The organism is Anaeromyxobacter sp. PSR-1, from assembly GCF_000964525.1.
GTDB lineage: Bacteria > Myxococcota > Myxococcia > Myxococcales > Anaeromyxobacteraceae > Anaeromyxobacter.
Window position 1 is genome coordinate 1 of record NZ_BAZG01000268.1, and the last position, 4,259, is coordinate 4,259.

The window sequence follows — 4,259 nt, forward strand, 5'->3', positions numbered from 1 at the left end:
TGGCACGTCGTCGCGCGCGGCGGCTACAGCCCCGCGAGTGACAGCGCCAGCCGCACCCCGCCGCCGAGCGCCATGACCAGCACCGGGTTCACCCGGAACCGCGCCAGCGTGAGCAGCGACGCCGCCGCGATGGCGAGCTCGACGCGCCCCTCCAGCGAGCGCCCCAGCGCGAGCGCCGCCGCCGCCATGAGCCCCACCACCGCCGGCGTGAGCCCGCGGAGCGCCGCCCGGATCGGCCGCCGCGACCGCACGCGCGCCAGCCACGCGCCGACCGCGAGCACGAGCGCGAGCGGGCCGGCGAACACCGCCGCCGTGGCGACCGCCGCGCCGGCGACCCCGTGGACCAGGTAGCCGATGAACGTCGCCATCAGCAGCACCGGGCCGGGCGTGAGCTTGCCGATCGCGACCGCGTCGGCGAACTGCCGCGGACCGATCCAGTGCTCGGCGAGCACCGAGGCCTGCAGGTGCGGGATGATGGCGAAGCCGCCGCCGTAGGCGCCGAGGCCGGCGCGCAGGAACAGGAGCGCCATCGCGCCGAGCGCGCCGAGCGCGGGCGCGGAGAGGAGCGCGAGCGCGGGCAGGCGCGGCGGCCCGGCGGGATCGGCGGGAGCGCCCGGCGGGTCGGCGTCGCGCTCCGGCGGCGGCAGCGGCGTCCCCTCATCCGGCAGCGCCACCGGCGGCGACGGCCGCCGCGCCCGCCGCTGGAACCGCAGGAGCCGCATCCGCTTCACGCCCAGGTCGAGCACCAGCCCGGCGCCGATCCCGAGCGCCGCCATCTCGCCGGCCGACGCGGCCGCGCCGAGCGAGAACAGGAGCGTCGCCGCCGCCACGCCCATCTGCCACGGGCGCTGGACCCCGGCGCGGAGCATCTGGAGCGTGATCGAGGCCACGATGCCGACGACCGCGGCGTTCAGGCCGGCGAGGAGCGGCGCCGCGGTGGGCGTCACGCCGAGCCGCACGTAGAGCGCCGCGAGCGCGGTGACCACGATCGCGCCCGGCGCGATGAACGCGGCGTACGCGGCCACCGCGCCGGCGGGCCCGTGGAAGCGCAGGCCGGTGTACGCGAGCGCGTTCGCGGCCGCGCCGCCCGGCAGCATCTGCGAGACGGTGGCGGTGACGGTGAACTCGCGCTCGGTGAGCCAGCGCCGCCGCTCGACCAGCAGGTCGTGCATGGTCCCGAGCACCGAGAGGCCGCCGCCGAAGCCGGTCAGGCCGAGCCAGGCCGAGGCGCGCGCGAGCGCGGGGAGCGTGGGGCGCGGCCGCCGGGGGGACCGGCGCCGGCGCCGCGCCGGGCGGGGGGTCGCGCGCGCGTCCACGCCCCGGCCAACGCCGCCCTGGCCGGCGGGATTCCCGGCGCCCCGCACGTCCGCGCCGCCGGGCGGCCCGAATCCTCGCGGCGGCCCACGGCTCTCACGCGCCATGAAGCTCCCCTGGTGGTTTCCGTTCGGCAGCGTACCCGAGCTCTCTGCGGTCGAGCTGAACGATCGGCTGCGCGGGCGCCCGGCGCCCCAGCTCGTGGACGTCCGCACCCCCGCCGAGTTCTCGCAGGGGCGCATCCGCGGCGCGGTGAACGTGCCGATCGGGGAGCTGCGCTCGCGCCTGGGCGCGCTGAAGCTCGACCCGGCCCGGCCCGTGGTGGCGGTCTGCCTGTCCGGGCACCGCAGCGTGCCCGCGGTGCGCCTGCTGGAGCGCGGCGGCTTCGAGGCCGCGCAGCTCGCGGGCGGGATGCTCGCCTGGCGCGGCGCGCGCCTGCCCGAGGTGAAGGGCTAGGCGCCCATCCACCCCGGGTGACGCCCGCCCTTCAGTACGCCATCCCCAGCTCCTCGGCGCCGAAGGGCACGTCCTCCACCACCGTCGCGGCCTCGAGCGCCGCGCGGCCCATCCGCTCGCCGAGCTCCGCGCAGAGCCGCTGGCGCGCCTCGGCGTAGGTCGCGCCGAGCGCGATCGCCTCGGGCATGCCGCAGAGCGCGGCCCAGGTCCCGTCGGTCAGCGTCACGTACTCGATCACGAGGTGCACCCGCTCCGCCTGCAGCCGCCGCCGCAGGCGCTCGGACCTCGTCCGCGCTCGTGCACCCATGGACCGCCTCCTCCCCCTCGACCCAGTACGGAACGCCGCGGCCGCGCGCGCGTGACGTCCTCGCGGGCCTCCGCTCCGTCCGGTGCACACGTCCGGTGCGGAATCGCGCCCGGATCCGCACGAGCCGTGCGGAAGGCGCCCCCGGCGCACCTCGTCCGACACGGTCTTTCGCGTCAGGCCCGGCCGCCGCGCGCATGTCCGACCGGCGCGTATCCTCCATGGCGTCCGTGGCCCTCCGCATCCTCCACACCGCCGACTGGCACCTCGGCCACGCGCTCCACGGCGTGGACCGCGGCCCCGAGCACGAGCGCTTCGTGGCGTGGCTGCTCGACACCGCCCAGGCCGAGGCGGTGGACGCGGTCGTCGTGGCCGGGGACGTGTTCGACGCCGCCAACCCGCCCGCCGGCGCCCAGGCGCTCTGGTACCGGTTCCTGGCCGAGGCGTGGCGGCGCCTGCCGCGGCTGCAGCTCGTGGTGGTGGGCGGGAACCACGACTCCGCGTCGCGCCTCGACGCGGTCGATCCGCTCCTGCGTGAGATGGGGCGCCTGCACGTGGTGGGCGGGGTCCCGCGCGGCGGCGCGGGCGCGCCGGAGCTGGAGCGGCTGCTCGTGCCGCTGGAGGACGCGTCGGGCCGGCGGGCCGCGTGGGTGGCGGCGGTGCCGTACCTGCGCGCCGCCGATCTGGGCGCGGGCGCCGCCGACGCCGACGCGGCCGAGGCGACGCGCCGCTTCTACGCGGCGGCGCTGGAGGGGGCGCGGGCGCGGCGCGCGCCGGGCGAGGCGCTCCTCGCCACCGGCCACCTCTATGCGGTGGGCGGCAAGACCTCGGACCTCTCCGAGCGGCGGCTCGCGGTGGGCAACCAGGCCGCGGTGCCCGCCGACGCGTTCCCGGCCGACCTCGCCTACGTCGCGCTCGGCCACCTGCACCTCGCGCAGGCGGTGGGCGGGCGCGAGACGGTGCGCTACTCGGGCTCGGTGCTGCCGCTCTCGTTCGGCGAGCGCGGCTACCGCCACGGCGTGGTGGTGGCCGACCTGGAGGGCGAGGCGGTGCGCGCGCAGCGGGTGCTGCGCGTGCCGCGCTTCGTGGAGCTCGTGTCGGTGCCGGACGCCGAGGCGCCCGCGCCGCTCCCGGAGGTGCTCGCCGCGCTCGAGGCGCTGCCGGCGCGCGGCGACGGGCCGGACGCGCTGCGGCCGCTGCTCGAGGTGAAGGTGCGGCTGGAGCGGCCCGAGCCGGCGCTGCGCGCCCTGCTCGACCAGGCCCTCGCGGGCAAGGAGGCGCGCCTGGTGCGCATCGCCACCACGCTCGCCGGCACCGGCCGCGCGCTCGGCGACGGCGAGCGGCGCGCGCTCGGCGAGCTCGTGCCCGAGGAGGTCTTCCGCCGGAAGTACGACGCCGACTACGGCGGCCCGCCGCCCGACGCGCTGCTGGAGGCGTTCCGCGCGCTGCTCCAGGAAGTCGAGTCCGAGGAGGGGGCGCGGTGAGGATCCTGGCCATCCGCGGCGAGAACCTCGCCAGCCTGTACGGCAAGTTCGAGCTGCGGCTCGACCGCGCGCCCATCGCCGGCGCCGGCATCTTCTCCATCGCCGGCCCCACCGGCTCGGGCAAGTCCACCCTGCTCGACGCGCTCTGCCTGGCGCTCTACGGCAAGACCCCGCGCCTGCGCGACCGCGCCGCCGGCAAGCGCGTCATGGTGGGCTGGTCGGAGGAGGGCGAGACCCTCGACATGAACGACGTCCGCGCGCTCGTGTCGCGCGGCACCGCGGGCGCGACCGCCGAGGTCGAGTACCAGGGCATGGACGGGCGCCGGTACCTGGCGCGCTGGCGCGTGCGCCGCGCGCGCGACCGGGTCGAGGGCGCGTTCCAGGCCCAGTCCATGACGGTCGAGGACCTCGACACCGGCGAGGTCCTCGCCGAGAAGATCACGCAGGCGGTGGCCCGGAACGAGGCCGCCATCGGCTTCACCTTCGACGAGCTGAAGCGGGCGGTGGTCCTGCCGCAGTTCGAGTTCACGAACTTCCTGCGCGCCGACGCGGACGTGCGCGCGGCCATCCTCGAGCGCGTCACCGGCACCGCCGTCTACGGGCGGCTCTCGCAGGCCGCGCACCAGCGGCTCGGGCGCGAGCTGGCCGCCCGCGAGGCGCTCGAGGCCGAGCTGGGCGGCGTGAAGGTGCTCGACGCGGAG

At 78.0% G+C, this 4,259-nt stretch carries 5 protein-coding genes; 3 read left to right on the plus strand and 2 right to left on the minus strand.

Features of this window, described 5'->3' with window-relative positions; genetic code table 11:
• Window positions 1-23: 23 nt before the first annotated feature.
• Entirely contained in the window at window positions 24-1,316 is a 1,293-nt protein-coding gene (locus PSR1_RS22015) for a chromate transporter (protein ID WP_082100351.1), read from the minus strand.
• 103 nt (window positions 1,317-1,419) lie between these two features.
• Here PSR1_RS22015 and PSR1_RS22020 point away from each other — a divergent pair, with 103 nt between their 5' ends.
• Window positions 1,420-1,770, plus strand: coding sequence for a rhodanese-like domain-containing protein (locus PSR1_RS22020; protein WP_059439477.1), 351 nt, complete (start codon window positions 1,420-1,422; stop codon window positions 1,768-1,770).
• A gap of 31 nt (window positions 1,771-1,801) precedes the next feature.
• Here the strand turns inward: PSR1_RS22020 and PSR1_RS22025 are convergent, their stop codons facing one another.
• A complete protein-coding gene (locus tag PSR1_RS22025) occupies window positions 1,802-2,077 on the minus strand; it encodes a hypothetical protein (protein WP_059439478.1) in 276 nt (91 codons plus the stop codon).
• 218 nt (window positions 2,078-2,295) lie between these two features.
• On the opposite strand from PSR1_RS22025, the gene PSR1_RS22030 reads away from it, so the two are divergent.
• Window positions 2,296-3,558, plus strand: coding sequence for an exonuclease SbcCD subunit D C-terminal domain-containing protein (locus tag PSR1_RS22030; RefSeq protein ID WP_059439479.1), 1,263 nt, complete (start codon window positions 2,296-2,298; stop codon window positions 3,556-3,558).
• Window positions 3,555-4,259: AAA family ATPase (locus PSR1_RS22035; RefSeq protein ID WP_152643416.1), on the plus strand; the 705-nt coding region annotated here is incomplete at its 3' end. The genes PSR1_RS22030 and PSR1_RS22035, both read left to right, overlap by 4 nt.